Raw genomic sequence first — 25,161 nt, 5'->3', positions numbered from 1 at the left:
ATAGGCGCTGCCACGTCGGCAGCGAGCCCATGAGCCAGCGCATCCTCGAACGCGGTCAGATCGAAACGCTCGCTTCGCGATCGATTCCGCGCGTGCGCGTGCCGGAGCGTTCGCAGGTGTTCGCCCAGCGCAGCGCACGCCTGCGCACGCTCGCGCAGGGCAGCCCGATCGCCGACTACCTGCGGTTCTGCGCGGTGCTCGCCGAGACTCAGCACGCGGCGCTGGGCGACTTCGCCGCGACGCCGCCGACTGCGGCGCAGCTGGCCCTGGCGCACGAGCACCGCATGCCGCCGCTGGCGGCGACGAGCTGGGCGCGCGCGCCGCAGTGGCGCGAGGCGCTGTCGGCGATCTGCGCCGCGGTCCTGGCGCAGACGGAATTTCCCGCCGAAGTGACGCGTCTGGCTGCCCGCGTGCGCGCCGCTTCCGGCGACGCGCTCGAAGCACAGGCCGACGCCTTGCTCGGCGTTCGCGACGGCGCGGTCGACGTCGCGTCCGCGCCGTTCGTGATGGCCGCGCTGCAGGTGAACTGGACGGCGCTGTCGAGCGGCTTCGCCGCCGGCGACGTGCAGCCGCTCGACGTGCCCGGCGTGTGTCCGCTGTGCGGCAGCCTGCCGGTCGCCAGCCTGGTGCGCGCGCAGCGCCCGTACCAGGGCTATCGCTACCTGCACTGCACGCTGTGCGCCTGCGAGTGGCACATGGTGCGCGTGCAGTGCAGCCAGTGCGGCGCCGACGGCAAGGACATCGCCTACCACTCGCTGACCGATGCCGCCGCCGGCGAAGCAAACGGCGACGCGGCGGTGCGCGCCGAGAGCTGCTCGCGCTGCCGCAGCTACCGCAAGATTCTCTACCACGAGAAGGACCCGGCGCTCGAGCCGGTTGCCGACGATCTGGCCAGCCTCGCGCTCGACCTGCTGCTCGCCGAAGAAGGCTACGAACGCGCCAGCGGCAATCCGCTGCTGTGGACGGCGGAGCAGGGCTGAGCGCATGCGGGCGCCGCACGCGAAGGCGCAGGTCCGCGAGCTGCCGGCGCTGGATCGCCTGCTGAACGATGCCGCGATCGCGGCGCTGGTCGAACGGCACGGCCGCAGCCGCATCGTCGCGCTGCTGCGCGCGGAACTCGACGATCGCCGCACCGGTGCGCTGGCCGGCAATCTCGACGCGCAACGCCTGCGGCCGGAGAGCTTCGCTGCCGCCGTCGAGGCCGCCCTGGAGCACTCAGCCCGCGCCGGCCTGCGCCGCGTGTTCAACCTGACCGGCACCGTGCTGCACACCAACCTCGGCCGCGCTCCGCTGCCGGAGTCGGCCGCGCAGGCGGTCGCACGCGCGCTCGCCGCGCCGGTGAACCTCGAGTTCGATCTCGCCAGCGGCAGGCGCGGCGACCGCGACGCGCACGTCGAGGGCCTGGTCGTCGAGCTGACGGGGGCCGAGGCGGCCACCGTCGTCAACAACAACGCCGCCGCCGTGCTGCTGATGCTGAGCACCCTGGCGAACCGGCGCGAGGTGGTGGTTTCCCGCGGCGAACTGGTCGAGATCGGCGGCGCGTTCCGCATTCCCGACGTGATGCGCGGCGCCGGCGCGCGCCTGGTCGAGGTCGGTACGACCAACCGCACGCATGCGCGCGACTACGCCGAGGCGATCGGTGCGCGCACCGCGGCGCTGATGAAGGTGCACGCGAGCAACTACGCGATCAGCGGCTTCACCGCCAGCGTCGGCGAAGGCGAGCTCGCCGCGCTGGCGCACGCGCACGCGCTTGCGCTCGTCGTCGATCTGGGCAGCGGCAGCCTCGTCGATCTCTCCGGCTGGGGGCTGCCGAAGGAGCCGACCGTGCGCGAGACCCTGGCCGCCGGCGCCGACCTGGTGACGTTCAGCGGCGACAAGCTGCTCGGCGGCCCGCAGGCCGGCATCCTCGCCGGCCGCGCCGATCTGATCGCGCGCGTGAAGAAGAACCCGCTCAAGCGCGCGCTGCGCGTCGGCAAGGAGACGCTGGCGGCGCTCGAAGCCGTGCTCGCCCTGTACCGCGAACCCGAACTCCTGCCCGAGCGCCTGCCGGCCCTGCGCCTGCTGCTGCGTCCGGTCGCGTCGATCGAGCGGCAGGCGCAGCGGCTGCTGCCGTCGCTGCAGCAGGCGTTCGGAACGCGCTGCGAAGTCGACGTCGCGCCGATGCACAGCCAGATCGGCAGCGGCGCGCTGCCGGTGGACCTGCTGCCGAGCTTCGGCCTGCGCCTGCGCACCGGCAAAGGCGGCGGGCTCGGCCGCATCGAGGCCGCGCTGCGCGGGCTGCCGCGTCCCGTGCTCGGCCGCATCGCCGACAAGGCACTGTGGCTGGACCTGCGCTGCCTGGACGAGGCGGACGAGACCGAGTTCGTCTCGCAGTGGAGCGCGCTGCACGCATGATCGTCGGCACCGCCGGTCACATCGATCACGGCAAGACGAGTCTGGTGCGCGCGCTGACCGGCGTCGACACGGATCGTCTGAAGGAAGAGAAGGCGCGCGGGATCTCGATCGAACTCGGCTACGCGTACGTGCCGGTCGACGGCGCAGCGGAAGACGCCGAGCCGGTGCTCGGCTTCGTCGACGTGCCCGGACACGAGCGCCTCGTGCACACGATGGTCGCCGGCGCCGGCGGCGTCGACTTCGCCCTGCTGGTGATCGCGGCCGACGACGGCGTGATGCCGCAGACGCGCGAGCACCTGGCGATTCTCGACCTGCTCGGCGTGGCGCGCGGCGCGGTCGCGCTGAGCAAGGCCGATCGCGTCGACGCGGCGCGTGTGCGCGAAGTCGAGGCGCAGATTACGGGCCTGCTCGAGCCGACCGCGCTGAAAGGGGCGCCGGTCTTTCCGCTCGACGCGGTGACCGCGGGCGATCCGGGCGTGGCGGCGCTGCGCGCGTACCTGCACGGCGCCGCAGCGGCCGCCGCACGTCGCGACGAGGGCGGCCTGTTCCGCCTGGCTGTGGATCGCGTGTTCACGCTCGCCGGCCAGGGCACGGTGGCGACCGGCACCGTGCGCGCGGGGCGCGTGCGCGTCGGCGACAGCGTGACGGTGATGCCGGCTGGCGTGCCCGTGCGCGTGCGCGGCATCCACGCGCAGAACCGCGCGGCCGACGTCGGCCGCGCCGGGCAGCGCTGCGCGCTCAATCTCGCCGGCATCGAGCGCGAGGCGGTCGCCCGCGGCGACTGGCTGGCCGATGCGCGCCTGTTCCGGCCGAGCCTGCGCTGGGACGCGGACCTGCGCCTGCTGCCCGGCGCTTCGGCGCTGCTGCGCAACTGGACGCCGCTGCACGTGCATTGCGGCACCGCGCACCAGGTCGCGCACGTCGTCCTGCTCGACGCCGAACGCCTGGGTGCCGGTGAATCCGGACGCGTGCAGCTGGTGTTCGACGCGCCGATGTGCGCCGTTCCCGGCGACCGCTTCATCGTGCGCGATGCGCAGGCCGCGTGCACGATCGGCGGCGGCACGGTCCTGGATGCCGATCCGCCCGAGCGCAGGCGCCGCAGCCCGGCGCGCCTGGCCTGGCTGGCCTCCGTCGAACGCCTGCTGGCCGGCGAGGGTATCGCCGCCTTGCTCGAACAGTCGCCGCAGGGTATCGCACTGGAGGATCTGGTCCGCATCTGCGCGAGCGAGCCGGAGCGGATCGCATTGCCGGATTCGGCGCGCCGCATCGAGACGAGCCGCGGCGGTTTCGTCATTCTCGCCGCGCACTGGCAGGCCCTGCGCGAACGCGTCGTCGCCGCGTTGCGGGAGTTCCACGCGCGCCAGCCGGACGAGGCCGGCGTCGATGCGGGGCGGCTGCGTCGCCTGGCCGTACCCGCGCTCGCCGAGGCAGCGTGGCAGCGGCTGCTCGAGGATCTGCTGGCCGACACCGCAATCCAGCGCGAGGGACCGTGGCTGCACCTGCCCGAACATCGCGTCGAGCCGAGCGAAGACGAGCTGCGGCTGCTGCAACGGCTGCAGCCGCTGATCGCGGCCGGCGGCTACGATCCGCCGTGGGTACGCGATCTGGCGCAGGCGGTGGAGACGGACGAGGACGTCGTGCGCCGCGCGTTGCGCCGGAGCGCGGCGGGCGGATTCACGCATCAGGTGGTGCGCGACCTGTTCTACACGAGCGAACGCGTCGCGGAACTCGCCGCGATCCTCGACGAGCTGGCTCGCCGGCTCGGTGCGGTTGAGGCGGCGCAGTACCGCGACGCGCTCGGCATCGGCCGCAAGCGCGCCATCCAGATCTTGGAGTTCTTCGATCGCGTTGGCTACACTCGCCGCGCGCGCGACGCGCACGTGCTGCGCGGCGACGGTGGCTGGCTCGATCGCCGCTGACGTGCGGAAATTCCGGAAGGCAGGCGCATCCGGTGATGCGGCCGGGCTTCAAACCCGGTAGGGGGCGTCGATCGCTCCCTGGTAGGTTCGACTCCTGCTACCTTCCGCCAGTTGTCTTTGCGATCTTCCATGATCGCTGCTCCGTGACGATTTTCGCCCGCTGCGGCGACCGGCAGCGTCGGTCAGTCCAGAGCAGCCGCCCATGGCCGCACTTCTCACGGACAGCCGGCTTCGTTGCAGTTCGTTAGCGATCCCGCGAAGCTAGCCACCTCTCCCGCTTGCGGGAGAGGTCGGCGCGCACAGCGCGCCGGGTGAGGGGAGGGCGGCAACCACCTCCCACATTCCGCTCCAGTCGCGAGTACCCGATGATGGACACTACCGACACCACGCCGCCGCGCCTGACCTCGCTGTCGCACGGCGGTGGTTGCGGCTGCAAGATTTCTCCCGGCGTGCTCGCCGATCTGCTCAGGGACGTTCCGGCGACCGGCGTGTTCGCCGATCTGCTCGTCGGCCGCGAGACCGCGGACGATGCGGCGGTGTATCGCATCAGCGACGAGCAGGCGATCGTCGCGACCACGGATTTCTTCATGCCGATCGTCGACGATCCGTTCGACTTCGGCCGCATCGCCGCGACGAACGCAATCTCCGACGTCTACGCGATGGGCGCGCGGCCGCTGTTCGCGCTGGCCATCCTCGGCATGCCGATCGAGCGGCTGCCGCGCGAGACGATCCGCGACATCCTGCGCGGCGGAGAGTCGGTGTGCGCGCGCGCCGGCATTCCTGTCGCCGGCGGCCACAGCATCGATTCGGTCGAGCCGATCTACGGCCTCGCGGTGATCGGCGCGGCGCATCCGGACCGCATCCGCACCAATGCCGCCGCGCGTGCGGGCGACGTGCTCGTGCTCGGCAAGCCGCTCGGCGTCGGCATCTATTCGGCGGCGTACAAGAAGGGGCGTCTGGGCGAGGCGGCGTACCGCGAGCTGATCGACACGACGACGCAGCTGAACCTGCCCGGCGTCGAACTCGCCGCGCTCGATGGCGTGCACGCGATGACCGACGTGACCGGCTTCGGCCTGCTCGGACATCTGCTGGAAATCTGCCGTGCCAGCGGCGTCGAGGCCCGTGTCGACGCGGCGCAAGTACCGCTGCTGGCAGAGGCTGCGATGCTCGCCGAGTCGGGCCTGGCGACCGGCGCGTCGGCGCGCAACTGGCAGGCCTACGGCGATCGCGTGGAGTTCTCGCCGCAGCAGGTCGCGCTGCGTCGAACGCTGTTCACCGACCCGCAGACCAGCGGCGGGCTGCTCGTCGCCTGCGCTGCCGACGCGGTCGATGCGGTGACGGGCGTGTTCGCGCGCGCCGGGTTCGCGCAGGCCAGGCGCATCGGAACCCTGGCGGACGGAGCGCCGAACGTGCGCGTCGCGTGATCGCATCGTGGGTTCCGCCGCAATGAAATTCGTCCCATAAAAAAAGGCGCCGCCGGAAGACCGGCGACGCCTTCGATGTCGCTGCTCGACGAGGCGGATTAGAGCGCCGCGTCCTTGAGCTTCTTCAGCGCGCGGATCTTGACCTTGACCGTCGCCTTCTTCGCTTCGAACCAGCGCTCTTCCTTGGTGAAAGGATCGATGCCCTTGCGACGCGGCTTGGCCGCGACGGCCTGCACCGTGATCTTCAGAAGGCCCGGCAACGTGAACTGACCGGCGCCCTTCTTGTGCACGGCACCGGCGACGACCTGCTCGAGCGCCTGGAGAACCGACCGCACGTCACGCTTTTCAACACCACTGTTGCTGGCGAGATGATCGACCAGTCCGCTCTTGGAGAGCGCTTCCGTTACGGGTTTGATGCGACTGCCGGATGTCGAGGTTTTCGGTTTGGTGGCCATCGTTGTGACGGGGCTCCATTAGGTAGGTTTGATGGATGGTCCGCGGCCGCCGATCGCGCCGGATTGCCCCGATGGCCCCGCAGACGGAGTGCATCATAACTGCGATGGGTGCGCACAGGAACGAAGGGAAGCGGGGGAAGATTCTGAAATACTGTGGCCGGACGGCGCGTCCGGGCGGGGCGGTGGGGACGGGCGGGAAGCCGGGTGGCGGAAGCGGTGAGATTCGAACTCACGGTGGCATCGCTGCCACGCCGGTTTTCAAGACCGGTGCCTTAAACCGCTCGGCCACGCTTCCGGGGGATTCCAGCCGGATTGAGAAAGCTGCCGCTCCGACCTTCCGGAGCCGCAGGCGGCGGCGCGTTCGGAGTGCGCACCGACCACTGTCTACAACCGAGGGTTTCTAGTATACCGGGTCCTGTGTCGCGGAACGGCGCGGTCGGCAAGGCGCACAATCCGTCGGGCACAGGACGCAATTCTGCAGCAAAGGGACTTTGGGAGAGAGCATGATCGAAGTCGTGCTGGTCGACGACCACGAGCTGGTCCGCACCGGTTTCCGGATGATTCTCGCAGGGCAGCCCGGCATCGAGATCGTCGGCGAAGCGGCCGACGGGGAAGAAGGCCTGGCGCTGATCCGCCGCACCAAGCCGGACGTCGCACTCGTCGACGTGCACATGCCGCGTCTGACCGGCATCGAGCTGACCGATCGCGTGCGCAGGAGCAAGCTGGCGACGCGCATCGTGATCCTCACCGTGGTCAACGAGGCGCCGTTTCCGAAACGGCTGATCGAGGCCGGTGCCAGCGGTTATCTCACCAAGGGCTGCGCTGCGGAGGAACTGGTCCGCGCTGTCCGCCAGGTCGCCGAAGGACGCCGCTACCTGTCGCCGGACGTGGCCGAGGCGCTGGCGCTCGGCGTGCTCGACGGCAACCGGGTGTCGCCGTTCGACGCGCTGTCGGCACGCGAACTCGACGTCGCGCTGATGCTCGCGCAGGGGCGCGACATGCAGAACATCGCCAGCCTGCTCAAGCTCAGCGCGAAGACCGTGGCGACCTACAAGTACCGCCTGTTCGAGAAGCTCGGCGTCGACAATGCGGTCGCCCTGGCCGATCTGGCGCACATGCACGGCATGCTCGACAACCGCGCACGCGCGCTGACCGGCTAGGCGGCGCGCCGGGCGCGCCGCCTGCGGGGGTCATTCCTTCGGTTCGGAAGCCGCCGGCTTCGGTTCCTCGGTCTTCGCCGCGGACGCGGGCTTGTCGGCTTCCTCGCCGTTGCGGCGAACGCCCACTTCCGGCGTCGGCGTCGGACGCGACAGCGGCAATTCCAGCGTCTGGCCGCGGCTGGGCACGGCGTCGCGCGCTTCCGTTTCCGTCTTCACGCGTTCGGGAACGCCCGGGGCCGGCGTCGCAGGCGGGGCTGGCCGTTCGGCTGCGGCCGGCGTTTCGCCCGATCGCGGAGCAACCGGCGACGGTGCAGGAGCGCTGGTGGGCGAAGGAGCCGCGGGTGCAGCGGCCACCGGCGTCGGAGCACTCGGAGCGGGCGCCGTCGGCGCCGGACGCGGCGCAACCGGTGCTGCTGCGGCAGCGGTCGGAGACGACGTCGCCGCAGCTGGAGCCGACGGAGCCGGAGCCGACGCTGCAGGAGACGGCGCTGCCGGAGCCGGAGCCGTTGCACCGGCAGGCGAAGTCGGCTGCGGCGCTGCGGAAGGCGTCGCCGGGATCGAGTGGATCGCTGCGCGCACCGCGGCCTGCACGGTCGAAGGGGCGGGCGTCGCGGACGGCGGAGTCGCTGCCTGCGAGCCCGTCGTCGACGGCGTCGCGCTGGCGGCGGCCGGGGCGGCCGGAGCGGCCGGAGCGGGACGCTCCGCGGCGGGCGCCGCAGGCGTGGCGGCGGGGGGCGGCGTCGACGCGGAAGGCATCGACGCAGGCGTCGTCGGCGCAGAGGCGGGCGATACGGAAACCGGCGACGGCGCAGCCGGAGCTACCGCCGACACGCTCGCTGCCGTCGCTGCGATCGTCGCTGCGGCGGGTGCAGGCGTCACCGCCGGCGGCGTGGAGGTCTTCGGCTCCGCACTGGCGGCCGGGCGCTGGCGGGGTTCCTCGTTCGCGGCAGCCGGCGGCTTCGGCGCGGCGCGCTCGGCCGGGCTCGCCGGCAAAGTGGCAGGCGCATCGTCCTCGTCGTCGAAATCGACGTCGCCCTGGTTCAGCGGAGCGTCGAGACTGCCCGTTTCGGTGATCGCGCCGTCCTTGCGGCGGCGGCGTCCGCCACGGCGGCCGCGGCGGCGCGAGCGCATCTCGTCGCGCTCGCCGGCCGGTTTCGGATCGGCATTCGGTGCGGTCTGCGTCTGCGCGCCGGCGTTCGGAGCCGGCACGGGAGTCGTTGCCGCGGCGGCTGCGGCCGGAGCCGGCGTCTTCGGTGCGGATTCGTTCTGCCGCGAAGGCGGCGCGGGCGTCTGCGTACGCGGCTCGACGGCCGGCTGTTCACCGGTAGTGCGCGGGCCACGCTCGTCGCGGCGGTTGCCGCGCTGCGGCTGGGCCTGCTTCTGCGCCGCGTTGCCACCGCGCTGCTCATTGCGCTGTTCGCCGCGCTGTTCGCCGCCCGGACGGCCGTCGCGGCGGTTGTCCTGGCGGCGTTGCTGCGGCGATGGCTGCTGCGGCTGGCGGCTGCCGGCCGGCGTACTGCGCACGGTCTGCGCGTTGCGCGCCGGCTGCGTACGTGCCGCCGGGGCCGGAGCCGTGGGCGGCGCGGCCGTAGCGGAAGCCTGCTTGTCGCCGCGGAACCAGCCGACGAAGCGGGCGAGCAGGCCACCGGCCGGGGCGACCGGCGGCACCGGTGCGGCGGGTGCCGCCGCTGCGGGCGCGGGAGCGGCCGGCTCGGGGCGTTCCGGCGCCGGGGTGGCGCGTACCACGCCGGCCACGGCCGGCTGTTCGGGTTCCTCGCTCGGGCGCAGCATGGTCGGCAGCGGCTTGGGTGCGACCGGGGTCGTGCGCTGGTAGCTCGGGCGCGTTTCTTCGCCGATGTCGGCCGCGCGCAGGCGCTGGATTTCCAGGTGCGGGGTCTCGAGCTGCTCGTCGGCGACGACGATGACGTTGACGTCGTGGCGTGCCTCGATCTCGCTGAGCTGGCGGCGCTTCTCGTTGAGCAGGAAGTTGGCCACGCTCGGCGGCGCCTGCACCAGCACCTGGCCGGTGCTTTCCTTCATGGCGTGCTCTTCGACCAGGCGCAGCGCCGACAGCGACAGCGATTCGACGCCGCGGATGCGGCCGTGACCCTCGCAGCGCGGACAGACGATCTGGGTCGATTCGCCCAGGGACGGGCGCAGGCGCTGGCGCGACATCTCCAGCAGGCCGAAGCGCGAGATGCGGCCGACCTGCACGCGCGCGCGGTCGAGCTTGAGCGCTTCCTTGAGCTTTTCCTCGACCTCGCGCTGGTGGCGCGGCGAATCCATGTCGATGAAGTCGATCACGATCAGGCCGCCGGCGTCGCGGATGCGCAGCTGGCGCGCGATCTCGACCGCCGCCTCGCAGTTCGTGTTGAACGCGGTTTCCTCGATGTCGCTGCCCTTGGTCGCCTTCGACGAGTTGATGTCGATCGCGGTCAGCGCTTCGGTCTGGTCGATGACGATCGAGCCGCCGGAGGGCAGGCGCACGCTGCGCTCGAATGCGTTCTCGATCTGCGTCTCGATCTGGAAACGCGAGAACAGCGGCGTGGTGTCCTGGTACAGCTTGAGCTTGCGCAGGTTGTTCGGCATGACCTGCTGCACGAACTCGCGCGCGTCCTGGTACAGCTCCTCGTGGTCGATCAGGATCTCGCCGATGTCGTTGCGCAGGTAGTCGCGCAGCGCGCGGATGATCAGCTTGGATTCCTGGTAGATCAGGAACGGCGCCGGGCGCGACTGCGCGGCCTCGGAGATCGCCTTCCACAGCTGCAGCAGGTAGTCCAGGTCCCACTGCAGTTCTTCGGCGTCGCGGCCGAGACCGGCGGTGCGCACGATCAGGCCCATCTCGTCGGGGACGTTCAGGTGATCCAGCGCTTCCTTGATGTTGGCGCGATCCTCGCCCTCGATGCGGCGCGAGACGCCGCCGGCCTTCGGGTTGTTCGGCATCAGCACCATGTAGCGGCCGGCGAGGCTGATGAACGTGGTCAGCGCGGCGCCCTTGTTGCCGCGTTCTTCTTTTTCGACCTGGACGACCAGTTCCTGGCCTTCCTTGAGCAGCTCGCGGATGCCGGCCTTGTTCGGGTTCAGGCCCGGCGTGAAGTACTGGTCGGAGATTTCCTTCAGAGGCAGGAAGCCGTGGCGGTCGGCGCCGTAGTCGACGAAGCAGGCTTCGAGGGATTGTTCGACGCGGGTGATGCGGGCCTTGTAGATGTTGGCTTTCTTTTGTTCCTTGGACGGGATCTCGATGTCCAGGTCGTAGAGGTTCTGTCCGTCCACGATTGCGACACGCAACTCCTCTCGCTGAGTTGCGTTGATCAACATGCGCTTCATTGTCGTTTTTCCTGTTGGGCGCTCGACTGTCGTCGGCGCTGCGCGTTGTCGCGCTGCGCGATGCCCGCATTTCGCGGGCCGACGGCGGCAGGTGCGCCGGTTTTCCAAACCGGCGCTTCCGCGCGCCGGCGTTGTGGGGTTGTGCGCATCCGCGGACCCGCGCCGTCGTTCCGACGGCGAGCAATCCGCGACCCGAGCCATTACGATGAACGTTCGCTCCGGCGCCGCGCTCCGATGGAGTCACCGCGGGCGCTGGGCGCGAAAGGACGCAATGGACGGGTGCGTCGATGGCTGTTCCGTACTCCCGCGGATGGGGCAGGGAACGGCGCGACACGCACTTGCAGCATAACAGTTTCGGGACTTTTTTTTCAATGAAGACACAGACTTCGGCGACAAATCGCGACGCCAACGCAGGCCCGCGCGTGCAGATCGCCGTCGTTTCCGAGGACCGCGACGGGCAGCGGCTGGACAATTTCCTCGCCACGCGCCTGAAGGGCGTTCCCAAGAGCCTGATCTACCGCATCTGCCGTACCGGCGAGGTGCGCGTGAATGGCAGCCGTGCCAAGCCGGACCGGCGCCTGGCCGCCGGCGACGAGGTGCGCATCCCGCCGGTGCGCGTGGCCGAGCGCGGCGAGCCGGCGCTGCCGCCGGATCGGCAGATGAGCCGTGTCGAGGCGGCGATCATCCACGAGGACCGCGATTTCCTGGTCATCGACAAGCCCGCCGGCGTGGCCAGCCACGGCGGCAGCGGGGTCAGCTTCGGCGCGATCGAGCTGCTGCGGGCGGCGCGTCCACGCGACACGCTGGAACTGGCGCACCGGCTCGACCGCGACACCAGTGGCGTGCTGGTGCTGACGCGCAAGCGTTCGGCGCTGACGGGGCTGCAGGCGGCGATCCGCGAGGGGCGGGTCGAGAAGCGCTACCTGGCGCTGATCGAGGGGGCGCTGCCGAAGTCGCGGCTGACCGTCGACGCGCCGCTGCGCAAGTCGGTGCTGCAGGGCGGCGAGCGCATGGTGCGCGTCGATCCGGACGGCAAGGAGTCGCGTTCGCACTTCAGCGAACTGCAGCGCTACGCGGGCGCCAGCCTGGTCGAGGTCGCGCTCGAGACCGGCCGCACCCACCAGATTCGCGTGCACGCCCAGCACCTGGGGCACCCGCTGGCCGGCGACGAGAAGTACGGCGAGAAGGAATTCAATCGAAGAATGCGCGACAAGGGATTGAAAAGACTGTTCCTTCACGCCGCCCGGTTCGAATTCTCGCTGGGCGAGCGCGACTACAGCTTCAGCGCGCCGCTGGCGCCGGAGCTGGCCGCCGCGCTCGATGCCATTTCAGGTTGACGCCGAGCGTGCCGAGCACGATCAGCGCGATGCCGGCGAACTGCACCGGCGCCAGCGCGCGGCCGTACAGCACGTAGTCGAGCAGCAGGGCGACCAGTGGATAGATGAAGGCCAGCACCGCGATGGTGGCGACCGACAGGCGCGGATAGGCCGAGTAGAACAGCACGTAGCATACGCCGCTGTGCACGAGGCCGAGGCCGGCCAGCCAGATCCAGTGCGGGCCGACGTGAGCGGCCGCGGCGTAGTCGGTGAACGGTGCCAGCATCGCGGCGCCGGTCAGGCACTGGACCAGCACCACCGCGAGCGGCCGTTCGCGGCTGATCCGGCGTGACAGCAGCAGGGACGCCCCGCACAGCAATGCCGCCACGAACGTCAGGCCGATGCCGATCGCGTAGCTCGCGTCGGCGCGGCCGAGCAGCTTGAGCGGATCGGTCGACAGGGCCACGCCGAGGAAGGCCACGGCGGTCCAGGCGAGATCGGCCGGATGCGTGCGTTCGCCGTACAGCATGGCCGCGAAGCCGAGCATCGCGAACGGAAAGAAGTGGTAGACCATCGTCGCCACGCCGATCGACGAGCGCGCCATGCCGGCGAACAGCGCCACCCAGTTCAGCACCAGCAGCACGCCGCTGAACACGGCCGCGCCGATCAGTTCGCGCTCGCGCATCAGGCCGCGGAACTGTCCCCGCAGCAGGCCCCAGGCGATCAGGAACGCGCTGCCGAAGGCGCAGCGGAAGAACACGGTCGTGACCGGATCCTGTCCGCCCTCGTGGGCGAACACGCCGACCGAGCCGATCAGGATCTCGGCGGCGACGAGCTGGAGCAGGGCGGTGCGCGTTTCGCTGGGCGGGGAGGTCGGCATGCGGGCGGATCGATCGGACGAACGGGCAGCCTAGGCTCGGATGCGTTCTCGATACAGATGCAGTTATCATCAAAGAACACCAGTACAGATTTCCGCATGAGCCTGCTCTACGAAAGAGTCGCCGAGTCCCTGCGCGGACAGATCCGCCGCGGCGTGCTGCGTGCCGGCGAACGGCTGCCTTCGCTGCGCCGGGTCGGGCGGCAGCAGCAGGTGAGCCTGGCGACCGCGGTGGAGGCCTACGTGCAGCTCGAACGCGAAGGCCTGGTCGAGGCGCGTCCGCGCTCCGGCTACTACGTGCGCAGCACGGCGCCGCCGCTGTCCGGCGCCGCGTCGCGCCCGGCAGTACGCGCGCCGCGTCCGATGCGCAATCCGGCGCTGCTCGGCGTGCTCGACGTGCTGACGCGCTCGGATCTGCTGCCGCTGCACGCGGCCACACCCGCGCTCGACCTGCTGCCGGCGGCCGGCATCGCCGCGGCGGTCGCGCGCACGATGCGGCGCCATCGCGACGAGGCCTTGCGCTACGCCGCGCCGCAGGGACATCCCGACCTGCGCCTGCAGATCGCGCGGCGCTACGCGCAGTGCGGTGTGGACGTCGATCCGGACGAGATCGTGGTAACCGCCGGTGCGATGGAAGCGATCAGTCTGGCCCTGCGCAGCGTCACGCGGTCGGGCGACGTCGTGCTGCTGGAAACACCGACCTACTACGGCCTGCTGCAGGCGGTCGCCGCGCTCGGCCTGCGCGTGGTCGAAGTGCCCAACCGCGTCGGTACCGGCATCGACGCCGCGCAGCTCGACGCGCTGCTCGCGCGTCACGACGTGCGCGCCGCCGTGCTGGTGCCGAACTTCAACAACCCGGTGGGCAGCCTGACCGGCGAGGCGGACAAGCAGGCGGTGGTCGCCGCCTGCGCGGCGCGCGGCGTGGTGCTGATCGAGGACGACCTCTACGGCGAGCTGGCGTATTCCGGCGAGCGGCCGCCGCCGCTGCGCAAGTTCGACCGCAAGGGCGGCGTGATCACCTGCGGTTCGTTCTCCAAGACGCTCGCGCCCGGCCTGCGTGTCGGCTGGGCGCTCGGTCCGCACTGGACCGGCGAACTGCTGCGCGCGAAGTGCTTTTCGAGCGTGGCCACGGCGAGCCTGCCGCAGCTGGCGATCGCCGACTACCTGGCGCACCACGACGTCGACCGGCCGCTGCGCCGCCTGCGCCGCGAGCTTTCGGCCAACGCGCAGCGCTGGCGCGAAGCCATCGCCCGGCACTGGCCGGCCGGCACGCGCGTGAGCGAACCGGCCGGGGGCATGGCGCTGTGGCTGGAACTGGCGGACGGAGTGGAGGGCGGCGCGCTGTTCGAGGCCGCACTCGGGCAGGGCATCGGCACCCTGCCGGGGCACCTGTTCTCCAACCGCGACGACTACCGGCATCACCTGCGGCTGAGCTGCGGCCTGCGCTGGGATGCGAAAATGGAGCAGGCGCTGCGCGCGCTCGGCGCGACGGCGGATCGACTGAGGCGAAGGAAATGATCGAGCTGGTGGGTTTCGACGGCGACGACACGCTATGGCACAGCGAGGGTTACTACCAGCACGCGGGAGCGGAATTCGAGCGCATCCTCGGCGCCTGGATCGACACCGGCGACGCCCAGGTGCGCAGCCGGCTGCACGCGGCGGAACGGCGCAACCTCGCGCTGTTCGGCTACGGCGCCAAGAGCATGACCCTGTCGATGATCGAAGCGGCGATCGAGCTGACCAACGGCGCGATCTCGGCCGGCGACATCCACCGCATCGTCGTGCTCGGCAAGAACATACTCGAGCATCCGGTGGAACTGCTGCCGGGCATCCGCGCCGCGGTCGAGGCCGTCGCCGCGAAGCATCGCGTCGTGCTGATCACCAAGGGCGACCTGTTCCACCAGGAGCGCAAGGTCGCCCAGTGCGGACTGGGCGACCTGTTCGAGCGCATCGAGATCGTGTCGGAGAAGGATGCGCGCAGTTACGCGCGCGTGATCGCCGAATGCGGCACGCAGGCGATGCGCTTCGCGATGGTCGGCAATTCGCTGCGTTCGGATGTCGAGCCGGTGATCGAACTGGGCGGCTGGGGCGTGCACATGCCCTATCACGTGACCTGGGCGCACGAGCTGGAGCACGGCGTCGAGAGCGGCCACCCGCGCGTGCTGACGATCGACGCGCCGGATGCGATCCCGGACGCGGTTGCGCGCTGCGGCTGAGGCGGCGGCTCAGTCCGGAACGCGCAGGTCCTCGACCTTCGCCGCGCAGATCAGGTCGTTCAAGGAAAGACCGCCGACGTCGTGCGTGGAATAGCGCACCACGCAGCGGTCGTAGTGGACTTCCAGATCGGGGTGATGGTCCTCGCGATGCGCGATCGAGGCGACTGCGTTGACGAAGGCCATGGTGCGGAAATAGTCGGCGAAGCGGAATTCTTTGGTGATCTGCGTGCCGTTCGCGTCGGCCGTCCAGCCGGGCAGGGCGGCCAGTGTGTTGCGGACGTCGTCCGCCGACAGGCCGGCGTCCTTGCCCTTGCGCGGCTGGCAGTGCTGCGTGCGCAGCGAGGCGAGGTCGGTCATCGCTTGAATCCGGTGCGGGAAGACGCGAAGTATAGCCGCGGATGACGCAGGGTCGATTCAGGACTAAACTGGTGCTGTATTGACGGCGGACATTCCGCCCGCACGCTTCGACGAGCATGCTTTCACGAGAATCAGAGCCTTCCATGATTTCGCTTTCCGCTGCCGCACAGGAACACTTCCGCAAGCTGGTCGAGCAGCAGGAGACGCCCGGACTGGGCATCGGCCTGCGCGCGATCGAGCCGGGTACCCCGCGCGGCGACTGTCAGCTCGAATTCTCCGAGCCGTCCGATCGCGACGGCAGCGAATGGGAGGTCGAGTGCGAGGGCTACTCGCTGTTCGTCGACGCGGCCAGCGTGCCGTTCCTCGATGGCGCGACGATCGACTACGACCGCTCGCCGACCGGTGGGCAGCTGACGATCCGCGCGCCGGCGCTGCGCGGCGCGGTGCCGGGCGAAGACGCGAGCGTGGTCGAGCGCGTGCGCTACGTGATCGAGTCGGAGATCAACCCGCAGCTCGCCTCGCACGGCGGCCGCGTCTCGCTGCGCGAAGTGACGGCGGAAGGCGTGGTGGTGCTGCAGTTCGGCGGCGGCTGTCACGGCTGCGGCATGGTCGACGCGACGCTGCGCGGCGGCGTCGAGCGCACCTTGAAGCAGCGGGTCCCCGAAGTGACCGGCGTCGCCGACGCGACCGATCACGCCAGCGGCACCCATCCGTACATGCGGCGGGAAGCGGCGGCGAGAGGCTAGGCGCCGCCAAGAATCCAATGCGCCGGAACGAAAAAGGCCCGCCAGTTCTGCGGGCCTTTCTTCGAATCCCGAATCCCGACCTTACTCGCCCTGCACGTGCCCGTGCAGATCGCCGAGCTTGCTGCCCGGCAGGCTGGCGAAGTAGGCCGCCAGGTTCTCGATGTCCTGGTCCGACAGGGTCGTGACGAAGCCGGCCATGATCGGGTTCTTGCGCTCGCCCTTCTTGTACTCGTGCAGCGCGCGCGCGAGGTAGTCGCGGTACTGGCCGGCGAGGCGCGGGTACTGCGGATCGGTGCCGGCATTGCCGTCGGCGCCGTGGCAGGCCTGACAGACGACGGCCTTGGCCTTGCCGGCTTCGAGGTCCGGCGTGGCGGCCGTGGCGGCGCCGGCCGAGAAGACGAACGTGGTCAACAGCGGGGCGATATAGCGCTTCATGTCGAGAACTGTTCCGGTGCGGCCCGAACTCAGGGCGTGATGCTGGAAAGGTAGGCGGAGATGTCGCGGATGTCCTGCTCGGACAGGCTTTCGCCCTGCGCGCGCATGGTCGGATGCGAACGCTCGCCCTTCTTGTAGGAACTGAGCGCGGTGACCAGGTAGTCGTAGTTCTGGCCGGTGATCTTCGGCACGTGGTAGTTCGGGTAGGCGTTCTTCCAGCCGGTGATGCCGTGACAGCCGGAGCAGGTGTAGACCTTGGTCTTGCCGGCGGCGGCGTCGCCCTTTTCGGCAGCGGCGGCGCAGGGCAGCGAGAAAGTCAGCAGGGCGAGGGCCAGCAAGGAGGCTCGGGTCATGTCGGTACCGGGTTGATCGCGCGGACGTAAAACCCGGCGAGTATAACGTGTCGTTAAGAATTTCGGACCGGGTCCGCGCGCACGCGAGGCCGGCGATCGCGCCGCGTGGCCGGTTGGCGACAAATTGCCGCAACCTTTTGCGCGCCTCGCGCATCCATTGCGGGGCGCCGGCTCGTGACTACCGGCTCACGATTTCTCTCGCGAGGACGATCAAGCTTCCGCCTGCAACCTCGATGCACCGGATCGTGTCCTGGGAGAGCGATCCGGCCAGCGGCAGCTTTCAGCCCCCGTGACTTCCGCGTTGAATGCGGCAGTTGCACATGGATAGTGATGTAGTTTAGTATAACACCATATCAATCCCCCTCAGGACCTCGTCCTATGCTTCCGACTCGCATGCCAAGTTCCCTTCGCTGGGCGGTTCGCCGTGCCCGCTGGTCCGTCCTCGCCGCTGCCGTGGCCGTTTCCCTGGCCGCCTGCGGCGGCGGCGGTCCAGGCAAGGACGCCGGCGCGAACGCGCAGACCGCGATCCCGGTCGAAGTCGCCGCGGCGAAGCACCAGTCGGTCACCGCCAACTACTCGGGCACCGCCACGCTGGAGGCGGTCGGCGACGCCCAGGTGGTGGCGAAGACCACCGGCATCGTGCTGAAGATCCTGGTCGAGGAGGGACAGCGCGTCGAGAAAGGCCAACTGCTCGCGACGCTCGACGACGACACCGCGCGCAACAAGCTGGCGCAGTCCGACGCCACCCTGAAGAAGGCGCAGGCGGCCTATGACAAGGCGGAGAAGGGCCTGGCGCTGAAGATCACGCCGCGCGCGGACTACGACCGCGACAAGTTCGACCTCGAGATGCAGAAGGCGGTGGTCGCCGGGGCGCAGCTGGACCTTTCCTATACGCGCATCGTCGCGCCGATCGCAGGCGTCATCGCCAAGCGCTCGATCAAGATCGGCAACCTCGTGCAGACCAACCAGAACCTGTTCCAGGTCGTCGATCTGGATCCGCTCGAGGCCGTGCTGAACGTGCCCGAGCGCGACCTGGACACGCTCAAGACCGGACAGCCGGTGCAGATGCGCGTCGACGCGCTCGGCGGAAAGAGCTTCGCCGGGTCGATCGCGCGCATCGCGCCGGTGGTGGACGCGGCCAGCGGCACGTTCCGCGCCACCTGCCAGTTCCGCGACGAGAGCGGCACGCTCAAGCCGGGCATGTTCGGCCGCATCGAGGTCGCCTACGACCAGCGCCACGACGCGCTGGTGGTGCCGCGCACGGCACTGGTCGAGGAGGACGGCGAAAGCTCGGTCTTCATTATCGAGCCGGCGCCGCCCAAGCCGAAGTCGGACAAGCCCGAGGCGAAGAAGGGCAAGCCCGGCGAGGCGGTCGCATCCGAGCAGGCCAAGCCGGAAGTGCCGCTGTTCGTCGCCAAGCGCCGCATCGTCAAGACCGGCTACGTCGAAGGCGATCGCGTCGAAGTCCGTGACGGCCTCAAGGACGGCGAGCGCGTCATCACCATCGGCCGCAACGCGGTCCGTGACGGCACCGAGGTGCACGTGCTCGACGAAGCCAACCAGCCCGCCGTGGCGTCCAACACGCAGCCCGGAAAAGCCGCATGAGCCTCCCCGAGCTGGCCACGCGCCGGCGGGTCACCATCGGCATGCTCACCTTGACGATGGTGCTGTTCGGCCTGATCGGACTGTCCGGCCTGAAGGTCAACCTGCTGCCGGACCTGTCCTATCCGACGCTGACCGTGCGCACCGAGTACGAGGGCGCCGCGCCGCTGGAGATCGAGAACCTGATCAGCCAGCCGGTCGAGGAGGCCGTCGGCGTGGTCAAGAACGTGCGCAAGGTGCATTCGGTGTCGCGCACCGGCCAGTCCGACGTCGTGCTCGAGTTCGCCTGGGGCACCGACATGGACATGGCCAGCCTCGAGGTGCGCGACAAGCTCGACACCCTGCAGCTGCCGCTGGAGGCGAAGAAGCCGCTGCTGCTGCGCTTCAATCCATCGACCGATCCGATCATCCGGCTCGGCCTGACCGCGCAGGGCGACACCACCGAGGCGCAGCTGAAGCAACTGCGCCGTTTCGCCGACGACGACCTGAAGAAGCGCATCGAGCCGGTCGCCGGCGTCGCCGCGGTCAAGGTCGGCGGCGGTCTCGAGGACGAGATCGACGTCTCGATCGACCAGCAGAAGCTGGCGCGGCTCGGCATCGACATCAACGACGTCATCACGCGCCTGAAGAACGAGAACGTGAACGCCTCCGGCGGCCGCATCGAGGAGGCCAGCCAGCGCTTCCTGGTGCGCACGATCAACCAGTTCAAGACGCTCGACGAGATGCGCGAGCTGCTGATCAAGGTCGACGGCAACGTGCCGATCCGCCTGAAGGACGTCGCCGAGGTGCACCAGGGCTACAAGGAGCGCGAGGGCATCGTGCGCATCGACGGCCGCGAGGCGATCGAGCTTGCGATCTACAAGGAAGGCGACGCCAATACGGTCAGCGTTGCGACCGCGGTCAAGGCGCAGCTGGCCAAGCTGAAGGACACCCTGCCCAACAGCGCCACGCTGACCACGATCGAGGACCAGTCGATCTTCATCGAGCACGCGCTCAGCGAGGTCAAGTTCGACGCGCTGCTCGGCGGCGTGCTCGCGATCCTGATCATCTTCTTCTTCCTCGGCGACTCGTGGAGCACCTTCATCATCTCGCTGTCGCTGCCGGTGTCGCTGATCGCCACGTTCTTCTTCATGGGGCAGCTGCACCTGTCGCTGAACGTGATGTCGCTCGGCGGCCTGGCGCTCGCCACCGGCATGGTCGTCGACGACTCGATCGTCGTGCTGGAGAACATCGCGCGCCTGCGCGAGAAAGGCGTGCCGATCCTCGAAGCCGCGGTGCGCGGCACCGCGGAAGTCGGCATGGCGGTGACGGCGTCGACCCTGACCACGGTGGCGGTGTTCTTCCCGCTGGTGTTCGTGCAGGGCATCGCCGGCCAGCTGTTCCGCGACCAGGCGCTGACGATCACCTTCGCCATGCTGGTGTCGCTGGTCGTGTCGATGACCTTGATCCCGATGCTGGCCTCGCTGAAGGGCCGTTCGCCGCTGGCGTACCGCGACGAGCCGGTCACACCGCCGCGTGCGCTGCCGTCCAACCGCGTGCTGCGCGCCCTGGCGATCGGCGCGCGCGCGCTCGGCGAATTCTTCGGCCACACGCTGCCGCGTGCGTTCGGTGTGCTGGTGGCGGTCGTGGCGCGCGTGTGCGGCCTGGTGTTCGGGCGGATCCTGCGTTTCGTCGGCCGCTTCGTGATCTGGCCGTACGACCGCGCCGCCGCCTTCTACCATCGCTCGCTGCCGAAGGCGCTGGAGCATCCCTGGCGCGTGCTCGGCTTTTCGGCCGTCGCGCTGGCGGCGACGCTGACCCTGCTGCCCACGCTCGGCCTCGACCTGATTCCGCAGCTCGCCCAGGGCCGCTTCGACATGACCGTGACGCTGCCGCCGGGCACGCCGCTGGCCGAGACCGACAAGCTCGTCGCGCAGATTTCCGAGCGCCACGCCAAGGATCCCGGCGTCGCCTCGATCTACGGCGTCGCCGGCGCGGGCACGCGCCTGGACGCCAACCCGACCGAATCGGGCGAGAACATCGCGCGGCTGTCGATCGCGCTGACGGACGGCGGCAGCAAGGCGATCGAGGCGGCCGAGACCGAACGGCTGCGCGCCGGCATGACGCGCGCCGACGCCAGCATGAAGTTCGCGCGGCCGCAGCTGTTCAGTTTCTCCGCGCCGCTGGAGATCGAGATCCGCGGCTACGATCTCGACGCGCTGGCCAAGGGCGGCCAGCGCCTGGCCGACCTGATGAAGGCCTCGCCGCGCTTCACCGACGTCAAGTCGACCGTCGAGGGCGGCTATCCGGAAATCCAGGTGCGCTTCGACCAGGACCGCGCCGCCGCGCTCGGCCTGACCACGCGCGACATCGCCGACCGGCTCGTGCGCAAGGTCAAGGGCGAGGTGGCCACGCGCTACGAGTTCCGCGACCGCAAGATCGACGTGCTGGTGCGCGCGCGTGCGTCCGACCGCGGCAGCGTCGACGACATCCGCAACCTGGTCGTCGGCTACGTGCCGGCGGCCGGAGCGGCATCGGGCAGCGGCAGCACCTCCGGCAGCGGGTCGTCGTCGAGCGCCGCCTCCGGTTCCACGACGGCGGCGAGCGAGACCGCGCAGTCGAGCAACGACACGCCGATCCGCCTGTCGGCGGTGGCCGAGGTCCTCGCCAGCGAAGGGCCGAGCGAGATCCATCGCGTCAGCCAGGAGCGCGTGGCGATCGTCTCGTCGAACCTGCGCTACGGCGATCTCTCCAGCGCGGTGGCGGAGGTGCAGGACCTGATCGCACAGCATCCGCTCGCCGCCGGCGTGAAGACGCGCATCGGCGGCCAGAGCGAGGAGCTGGATTCCTCGGTGCAGTCGCTGCTGTTCGCGCTGGGCCTGGCGATCTTCCTGGTCTACCTGGTGATGGCCTCGCAGTTCGAATCGCTGCTGCATCCGTTCGTCATCATGTTCTCGATCCCGCTGGCCGCGGTCGGTGCGATCCTCGCGCTCAAGCTCAGCGGTTCGGCGATCTCGGTGGTGGTGTTCATCGGCCTGATCATGCTGGTCGGCATCGTGGTGAAGAACGCGATCGTGCTGATCGACCGCGTCAACCAGCTGCGCGAGGCCGGGGTGCCGAAGCGCGAGGCACTGGCGCAGGGCGCCGAATCGCGCCTGCGCCCGATCGTGATGACGACGCTGTGCACGCTGATCGGCTTCTCGCCGCTGGCGATCGGCGTCGGCGAAGGCGCCGAGGTGCGCGCGCCGATGGCGCTGACGGTGATCGGCGGCCTGGCCGTATCGACCCTGCTGACCCTGGTCGTGATCCCGGTCGTCTACGATCTGCTCGACCGGCGCGGCGACGCCTGGTACGTCGAACGCGGGCGCCGTCACGCCGCTCGTGCGCTCGTCCCTGATCGCGAGAGTCAGGAAGCGGCCGTCCATGGCCGCACTTCCCACAACGGCACGCCTCCGGTCGGATCTGCGGAGGGAGAACCGGCATGACCCTCGCCGAGCTCAGCCTGAAGCGTCCCGTCACCGCGATCATGTTCTTCGTGTCGATGGTCGCGGTCGGCCTGATCGCGGCGTTCCGGCTGCCGCTCGAGCAGTTCCCGAGCATCGACGTGCCGTTCCTGTTCATCGAGATCCCGTATCCGGGTTCGACGCCGACCGAGATCGAACGCACGATCGCGCGGCCGGTGGAGGAGGCGCTGGCGACGCTGCCGGGGATCAAGCGCATGCGCTCGACCTCCGACGCCGAGTCGGCGCAGATCTTCATGGAGTTCAAGTGGGGCGAGAAGGTCGCCATCAAGGCGGTGCAGGCGCGCGAGAAGATCGACGCGATCCGCGCCGACCTGCCGTCGGACCTGCAGCGCTACCACGTGCTGAAGTTCTCCACCACCGACGACCCGATGCTGCAGCTGCGCATCGCCAACGACGGCGGCGACCTCGCCAACGCCTACGAGCTGATCGAGCGCGAGATCAAGCGTCCGCTCGAGCGCATCGCCGGCGTGGCACGGGTGAACATTTCCGGCATCGGCGAGCCGGAGGTGCAGATCGAGCTGGCCTCCGACCGGCTCAGCGCGCACAACCTCAACCTCAACGACCTCTACCAGAAGCTGGAGAAGGCCAACTTCGCGGTCTCGGCGGGGCAGATCAACGCCGGCGGCACGCGCTTCCGCGTGCAGCCGCAGGGGCAGTGGACCAGCCTGGAGGACATCCGCTCGATCCCGCTCGACGCCAAGGGCCTCAAGCTCGGCGACATCGCCACGGTCGGCCTGCGCCCGGCGCGGCTGGAATTCGCGCGCCGGCTCGACGGCCGGCCCGCCGTGGGCGTGGACATCTTCCGCGAGCGCAACGCCAATCTCGTCGACACCGGCCGTGACGTGATGGCCGAAGTCAAGCGCATCCAGGCCTCCAAGGAGCTGAGCGGCCTGCAGGTCTACGCGATGGAGAACCAGGCCGACAGCGTGACGAGCAGCCTGCGCGAGCTCGGCAAGGCCGGCCTGGAAGGCACGCTGCTGTCGGTGTTGGTGCTGTTCTTCTTCCTGCGCGACTGGCCGTCGACGCTGATGGTGTCGCTGGCCATCCCGATCTGCTTCGTGATGACGCTCGGCTGCATGTACTTCCTCGGCATCAGCCTGAACGTGCTGTCGATGATGGGACTGCTGCTCGCGGTCGGCATGCTGGTCGACAACGCGGTGGTGGTGGTCGAGAGCATCTATCAATACCGCGAGAAGCATCCGGACAAGGCGTGGTATTCGGCCGTGCAGGGCACCCAGGTGGTCGGCATCGCGATCGCCGCCGGCACGCTGTCGAGCATTGTGGTGTTCCTGCCCAACATCTTCGGCGAGGCGAACGACATCTCGATCTTCCTGGCCCAGGTCGCGATCGCGATGTCGATCGCGCATCTGGCGTCGTGGCTGGTCGCGGTCAGCCTGGTACCGATGCTCGCCTCGAAGCTGCCGCCGCCGAAGTTCCTCGGCCGCGAGAACGCGATCTCGCGCCTGCGCGAACGCTACGGCCGCGTCGTCGATTGGACCCTGCATCACCGGCGCTGGACGATGGCCGGCGTGCTCGGCCTCGTCCTCGCCAGCATCGTGCCGATCACGCAGACCAAGTCGAACATGTTCGACGACGGCGAGTCGCGCCAGCTGCGCCTGTGGTACCAGCTCAACGCCAACTACCGCCTGCAGGATCTCAAGCCCGCCGTGCTGCAGGTGGAGAAGTTCCTTGACCAGAACCGCGAGCGCTTCGAGATCCGCTCTGTCTACACCTGGTACAGCGAACAGGGCGAGGCGCAGACGCGCCTGCTGTTGACCGACTCGACCGGCTCGACGATCGGCAACCTCGTCGATCGCCTGCTCGGCCGCGAGGTCAAGAAGCAGCGGCCGGTCGCCGAGATCAAGGAGGAACTGCGCAAGGAGTTGCCGCAGCTCGCGGTCGGCAAGATCGGCTTCGACTTCAACGGCGGCACCAGCGGCGGCGTCGACATCTCGCTGATCGGCGACTCGATGGACCGGCTGAAGGAACTGAGCGGCAGCGTGCTGCCGGTGCTGTCGCACCTGTCGACCCTGCGCGACGTGCGCACCGAGAAGGGCAACGGCGATCGCGAGGTCGCCGCCCAGGTCGACCGCGTGCGCGCCAAGCAGTACGGCTTCGATGCGCAGTCGGTGTCGAACTACATCCAGATCGCGCTGCGCGGCATGCCGCTGAAGGACTTCAATTCCGGCGACCGCCAGCTGCCGACCTGGCTGCGCTTCCAGGGCGCCGACACGCAGAGCCTGGCCGGCCTGTCCGACTTCAAGCTGCGCGCGCCGGACAACACGCAGATCCCGCTGCTGTCGATGGTGCGCACCGATACGCGCGAGACGCCGTCGGCGATCCAGCGCGTCGACCGCATGACCGCGCTGAAGATCAACGCCAACCTGGCCGAAGGCAAGACCATGCCCGAGGCGCGCGAGGAAATCACCCAGGCGATGAACTCACTGGCCTTGCCGCCGGGCTATCGCTGGAGTTTCGGCGAAGGCTTCGATCGCGACGAGAACGCTGGCCAGCAGATGCTGTTCAACACGCTGATCGCGCTGGTGCTGGTGTACGTGGTCATGTGCGCGATGTTCGAATCGCTGATCTTCCCGGCGGCGATCCTGATGACCTTCGTGTTCTCGATCTTCGGCGTGTACTGGCTGTTCTGGCTGACCGGCACCACGTTCTCGATCATGGCCGCGATCGGCGTGCTGATCCTGATGGGCGTCGTCGTCAACAACGGCATCGTCATGATCGTGCACATCAACCAGCTGCGGCACGAAGGCCATCTGCGCACCGAGGCACTGGTGCTCGGCGCGAAGGAACGCCTGCGCCCGGTGCTGATGACGATGGCGACGGCGATCTTGGGCATGCTGCCGCTGACCTTCGCCGGCGCGGAGGCGTGGAGCAACGGCCCGCCGTACTTCCCGATGGCGCGTGCGATCGCCGGCGGGCTGACGTTCTCCACCATCGTGACCCTGCTCGCGCTGCCGTGCATCTATTCGCTGCTGGACGACGCGCGGCTGTGGTCGCGCGGCGTGGTCGCCGACGCGCGCGCCGGCCGCCTGCGGCGCGTGCGCGCGCAGGCGGCGTAG

General features: G+C 69.6%; 18 protein-coding genes and 2 tRNA genes. 13 read left to right on the top strand and 7 right to left on the bottom strand.

Going from position 1 to position 25,161, the window contains the following annotated elements:
• The first annotated feature begins 29 nt into the window (after positions 1–29).
• The 5 genes from fdhE (at position 30) to selD (ending at position 5,737) form a co-directional block, all read left to right on the top strand.
• A complete protein-coding gene (gene fdhE / locus ACFO6Q_RS16150; protein WP_380022128.1) occupies positions 30–980 on the top strand; it encodes a formate dehydrogenase accessory protein FdhE in 951 nt (316 codons plus the stop codon).
• A gap of 4 nt (positions 981–984) precedes the next feature.
• Positions 985–2,394 carry an L-seryl-tRNA(Sec) selenium transferase gene (gene selA / locus ACFO6Q_RS16145; protein ID WP_380022127.1) on the top strand — a complete coding sequence of 470 codons (1,410 nt, stop codon included), beginning with the start codon at positions 985–987 and terminating at the stop codon, positions 2,392–2,394.
• Entirely contained in the window at positions 2,391–4,313 is a 1,923-nt protein-coding gene (gene selB, locus ACFO6Q_RS16140) for a selenocysteine-specific translation elongation factor (RefSeq protein ID WP_380022126.1), read from the top strand. Before selA ends, selB begins: the two co-directional genes overlap by 4 nt.
• Before the next feature lie 14 nt (positions 4,314–4,327).
• Positions 4,328–4,423 (top strand) — tRNA-Sec (locus ACFO6Q_RS16135).
• Between the two features lie 258 nt (positions 4,424–4,681).
• Positions 4,682–5,737: a selenide, water dikinase SelD gene (selD, locus tag ACFO6Q_RS16130; RefSeq protein WP_380022220.1), complete on the top strand. Its 1,056-nt coding sequence runs from the start codon at positions 4,682–4,684 to the stop codon at positions 5,735–5,737.
• 98 nt (positions 5,738–5,835) lie between these two features.
• Here the strand turns inward: selD and ACFO6Q_RS16125 are convergent, their stop codons facing one another.
• Together ACFO6Q_RS16125 and ACFO6Q_RS16120 are read right to left on the bottom strand one after the other, a co-directional pair.
• Entirely contained in the window at positions 5,836–6,192 is a 357-nt protein-coding gene (locus ACFO6Q_RS16125; RefSeq protein ID WP_380022125.1) for an HU family DNA-binding protein, read from the bottom strand.
• 205 nt (positions 6,193–6,397) lie between these two features.
• Positions 6,398–6,487: transfer RNA gene (locus ACFO6Q_RS16120), tRNA-Ser, on the bottom strand.
• A gap of 208 nt (positions 6,488–6,695) precedes the next feature.
• On the opposite strand from ACFO6Q_RS16120, the gene ACFO6Q_RS16115 reads away from it, so the two are divergent.
• Positions 6,696–7,352, top strand: coding sequence for a response regulator (locus ACFO6Q_RS16115; RefSeq protein ID WP_380022124.1), 657 nt, complete (start codon positions 6,696–6,698; stop codon positions 7,350–7,352).
• A gap of 30 nt (positions 7,353–7,382) precedes the next feature.
• Here the strand turns inward: ACFO6Q_RS16115 and ACFO6Q_RS16110 are convergent, their stop codons facing one another.
• The gene (locus ACFO6Q_RS16110; RefSeq protein WP_380022123.1) at positions 7,383–10,679 is read right to left on the bottom strand and encodes an Rne/Rng family ribonuclease; all 3,297 of its coding nucleotides are present in this window, start codon (positions 10,677–10,679) and stop codon (positions 7,383–7,385) included.
• A 371-nt stretch (positions 10,680–11,050) separates the two neighbouring features.
• Here ACFO6Q_RS16110 and ACFO6Q_RS16105 point away from each other — a divergent pair, with 371 nt between their 5' ends.
• The gene (locus ACFO6Q_RS16105) at positions 11,051–12,016 is read left to right on the top strand and encodes an RluA family pseudouridine synthase (protein ID WP_380022122.1); all 966 of its coding nucleotides are present in this window, start codon (positions 11,051–11,053) and stop codon (positions 12,014–12,016) included.
• Here ACFO6Q_RS16105 and ACFO6Q_RS16100 read toward each other — a convergent pair.
• Positions 11,961–12,875 carry a DMT family transporter gene (locus ACFO6Q_RS16100; RefSeq protein ID WP_380022121.1) on the bottom strand — a complete coding sequence of 305 codons (915 nt, stop codon included), beginning with the start codon at positions 12,873–12,875 and terminating at the stop codon, positions 11,961–11,963. The genes ACFO6Q_RS16105 and ACFO6Q_RS16100 overlap by 56 nt on opposite strands.
• A 96-nt stretch (positions 12,876–12,971) precedes the next feature.
• Between ACFO6Q_RS16100 and ACFO6Q_RS16095 the strand changes: the two genes are divergently transcribed.
• On the top strand, positions 12,972–14,390 hold the full coding sequence (locus ACFO6Q_RS16095; protein ID WP_380022120.1) for an aminotransferase-like domain-containing protein: 1,419 nt from the start codon (positions 12,972–12,974) through the stop codon (positions 14,388–14,390).
• Entirely contained in the window at positions 14,387–15,088 is a 702-nt protein-coding gene (locus ACFO6Q_RS16090; RefSeq protein WP_380022119.1) for an HAD family hydrolase, read from the top strand. Before ACFO6Q_RS16095 ends, ACFO6Q_RS16090 begins: the two co-directional genes overlap by 4 nt.
• A 9-nt stretch (positions 15,089–15,097) precedes the next feature.
• On the opposite strand, the gene ACFO6Q_RS16085 is transcribed toward ACFO6Q_RS16090, so the two are convergent.
• Entirely contained in the window at positions 15,098–15,445 is a 348-nt protein-coding gene (locus ACFO6Q_RS16085) for a 4a-hydroxytetrahydrobiopterin dehydratase (protein ID WP_380022118.1), read from the bottom strand.
• 143 nt (positions 15,446–15,588) lie between these two features.
• Between ACFO6Q_RS16085 and ACFO6Q_RS16080 the strand changes: the two genes are divergently transcribed.
• On the top strand, positions 15,589–16,191 hold the full coding sequence (locus ACFO6Q_RS16080) for an NfuA family Fe-S biogenesis protein (RefSeq protein ID WP_380022117.1): 603 nt from the start codon (positions 15,589–15,591) through the stop codon (positions 16,189–16,191).
• Positions 16,192–16,272: 81 nt separating this feature from the next.
• On the opposite strand, the gene ACFO6Q_RS16075 is transcribed toward ACFO6Q_RS16080, so the two are convergent.
• Positions 16,273–16,626, bottom strand: coding sequence for a c-type cytochrome (locus ACFO6Q_RS16075; RefSeq protein ID WP_380022116.1), 354 nt, complete (start codon positions 16,624–16,626; stop codon positions 16,273–16,275).
• 29 nt (positions 16,627–16,655) lie between these two features.
• Positions 16,656–16,979 (bottom strand): c-type cytochrome, encoded by a 324-nt coding sequence (locus ACFO6Q_RS16070; protein WP_380022115.1) that lies wholly within the window; start codon positions 16,977–16,979, stop codon positions 16,656–16,658.
• A 453-nt stretch (positions 16,980–17,432) separates the two neighbouring features.
• Here ACFO6Q_RS16070 and ACFO6Q_RS16065 point away from each other — a divergent pair, with 453 nt between their 5' ends.
• From ACFO6Q_RS16065 to ACFO6Q_RS16055, 3 genes are read left to right on the top strand one after another with little or no spacing between them, the layout of a single operon-like run.
• A complete protein-coding gene (locus tag ACFO6Q_RS16065) occupies positions 17,433–18,584 on the top strand; it encodes an efflux RND transporter periplasmic adaptor subunit (protein WP_417323384.1) in 1,152 nt (383 codons plus the stop codon).
• Complete coding sequence (locus ACFO6Q_RS16060; RefSeq protein ID WP_380022113.1) at positions 18,581–22,045, top strand: efflux RND transporter permease subunit; 3,465 nt, start codon at positions 18,581–18,583, stop codon at positions 22,043–22,045. The genes ACFO6Q_RS16065 and ACFO6Q_RS16060 overlap by 4 nt, the downstream gene beginning before the upstream one ends.
• Positions 22,042–25,161, top strand: coding sequence for an efflux RND transporter permease subunit (locus ACFO6Q_RS16055; protein ID WP_380022112.1), 3,120 nt, complete (start codon positions 22,042–22,044; stop codon positions 25,159–25,161). The genes ACFO6Q_RS16060 and ACFO6Q_RS16055 overlap by 4 nt, the downstream gene beginning before the upstream one ends.

Origin of the sequence: Dokdonella ginsengisoli (assembly GCF_042652785.1) — a bacterium.
Lineage (GTDB): Bacteria > Pseudomonadota > Gammaproteobacteria > Xanthomonadales > Rhodanobacteraceae > Dokdonella_A > Dokdonella_A ginsengisoli.
Note: the sequence above shows the minus strand (reverse complement) of the source record. Positions and strands in the feature narration are given on the sequence as shown.